Annotated in this window: 2 protein-coding genes and 2 pseudogenes; 3 read left to right on the top strand and 1 reads right to left on the bottom strand. The window is 65.3% G+C overall.

Annotated features, from left to right (window positions below):
- Window positions 1–133 (top strand): annotated as a pseudogene (locus tag KDL01_RS46380) (group II intron reverse transcriptase/maturase); the annotation flags it as partial.
- A gap of 102 nt (window positions 134–235) precedes the next feature.
- Window positions 236–1,489, top strand: coding sequence for an IS256 family transposase (locus KDL01_RS40660; RefSeq protein ID WP_212534062.1), 1,254 nt, complete (start codon window positions 236–238; stop codon window positions 1,487–1,489).
- A 16-nt stretch (window positions 1,490–1,505) separates the two neighbouring features.
- Here KDL01_RS40660 and KDL01_RS40655 read toward each other — a convergent pair whose 3' ends face one another.
- Window positions 1,506–1,988 carry a DUF6882 domain-containing protein gene (locus KDL01_RS40655; protein WP_212534061.1) on the bottom strand — a complete coding sequence of 161 codons (483 nt, stop codon included), beginning with the start codon at window positions 1,986–1,988 and terminating at the stop codon, window positions 1,506–1,508.
- A 95-nt stretch (window positions 1,989–2,083) separates the two neighbouring features.
- On the opposite strand from KDL01_RS40655, the pseudogene KDL01_RS46910 reads away from it, so the two are divergent.
- Window positions 2,084–2,205, top strand: a pseudogene (locus KDL01_RS46910) (group II intron reverse transcriptase/maturase); the annotation flags it as partial.

The raw sequence follows: 2,205 nt of genomic DNA, 5'->3' as shown, positions 1-2,205 counted from the left end.
AGCCGGTGTGGATGGGGTGTCGGTGGCGGAGTTCGAGAAGGATCTGAAGAACAATCTCTACAGGATCTGGAATCGGATGAGCTCCGGCGCGTACTTCCCGCCGGAGGTGAAAGCGGTCGCGATCCCGGAGCAATGATCGAGACTTGTGGATCGGCCTGAAGGGATAGGGCTTCCCATTGGATCGATGAGACTCGAGCATGGCCGACGTTGGCGCGTCGGTCGGGAAGGCACGCCTGTGCTGACGGTAGTGGCTGAAGACGGTGCGACGCGAGATGATGTGTCGTTGTTGGACGACATTGTGCGGGAGGGCGCCCGGCGGATGTTGGCTGCGGCCTTGGAGGCCGAGGTCGCGGCGTATTTGGCCGAACTGGCCGATGAGCGGGACGAGGGCGGTCGGCGTTTGGTGGTGCGCAACGGGTATCGCAATGCGCGGGCGGTCACGACCAGCGCCGGTGCGATCGAGGTCAAGGCTCCGCGAGTCAACGACAAACGCGTCGATGCGGCGACCGGTGAGCGCAGGCAGTTCTCCTCGGCGATCTTGCCGCCGTGGGCCCGTAAATCGCCGAGGATCGGCGAGGTGCTCCCGCTGCTCTACCTACATGGCCTGTCCACTGGGGACTTCGTGCCGGCGCTGGAGCAATTCCTGGGCAGTTCGGCGGGGCTCTCGCCGGCCACGATTAGCTGGCTGACCGCGCAGTGGCAGGCCGATCATGAGGCGTTCGGTCGGCGTGACCTGTCGAGGTCGGACTTCGTGTACGTGTGGGCAGACGGCGTGCATCTGAAGATCCGGCTAGAGGAGGCCAAGGCCGCAGTGCTGGTCCTGATGGGTGTGCGGGCCGACGGGCGCAAAGAACTGATAGCCATCGCCGACGGCTACCGTGAGTCCAGCGAGGCTTGGGCCTCGCTGTTGCGCGACTGCGCCCGGCGCGGGATGCGCGCTCCGGTCCTGGCGGTCGGCGACGGCGCTTTGGGCTTCTGGAAGGCGCTGCGGGAGGTGTTCCCCGAGTCGCGGGAACAGCGGTGCTGGGTTCATAAAACGGCGAATGTTCTTGACGCGCTTCCTAAGACGGCGCAGTCCGCGGCCAAGCGCGCAATCCAGGACATCTACAACGCCGAGGACAAGGAGTTGGCTCTCACCGCGATCAGGAGCTTCGAGAAGCAGTACGGGGCGAAGTACCCAAAGGTCGTCGCGCGGATCACCGACGACGAGGATGAACTGCTGGCGTTCTTCGACTACCCGGCCGAGCACTGGATCCACCTGCGCACGACGAATCCGATCGAGTCCACCTTCGCCACTGTGCGGCTGCGTACCAAGGTCACCAAGGGTGCGGGCAGTCGCGCCGCAGCGCTCGGCATGGTATTCAAGCTGATCGAGTCCGCGCAGTCCCGGTGGCGCGCCGTGAACGCACCCCACCTGGTCGCGCTCGTGCGCGCCGGAGCCCGGTTCGAACGCGGCATCCTGGCCGAACGCGAATTCGCCGCGGCCTAACGACGAGGGCCGGGCGTCATACCGCAGCGTCGAGCAGCGTCAGATCATGGATGAGGAAGTGCAGTTGCACATCGTCTACCGTGTCGGTCCACAGCCCCTCGGCATCAAGCACCGAGGCGGCCACGAACCGCGCCTCGGCCACCAGTTCCGGGTGGTAATTGAAGCCCTTCCACGGCAGCACGGGGAAGTCGTTGGCCTCGCCATAGCGGCGCACCTGGTCGATCTCGCCCAGCACGAGCGCCGGGAGCGAGTCGTTCGCCCATGACCACAACCAGGTCTGCCGAGGCAAACTCACGCTGCCGATCATCGTGATCCGCCCGGAGAGGAAGGTCTCTCCGCCGCGCGACCAGGTAATCCGAGCGTCATCCATCGACCAGTAGAACTGCACGTCGCCGGCCAGCCCGAAGCGCTCGACCATCGAGGACTGTCGTGCGCCAGCACGCTCACGTGCGGCACGCACGATCGCCTCCCACGCGGAGTGATCATGTTCCTGCGACATCCCGACATGCCTCCCCACCAAACCGGACACTCAACCGCTAGATCATCCCACCGCCAACGCCGACCTCCAACCACAGGTTTTGACAATTGCTCGCGATCCCGAAGTCCGGGGGCGGTACGAGAATTCTCGGCGTGCCGTCCGTTGGCGATCGGGTCGCACAGACCGTGGTGGCCGCACACCTGTCGGTCCGGGTGGAGCCGGTGTTCCATCCGGATTC

Origin of the sequence: Actinospica durhamensis, from assembly GCF_018139695.1 — a bacterium.
Classification (GTDB): Bacteria; Actinomycetota; Actinomycetes; order Streptomycetales; family Catenulisporaceae; genus Actinospica; species Actinospica durhamensis.
The sequence above is the reverse complement of the archived record's forward strand: the minus strand, read 5'-3'. Positions and strand labels throughout refer to the sequence as shown.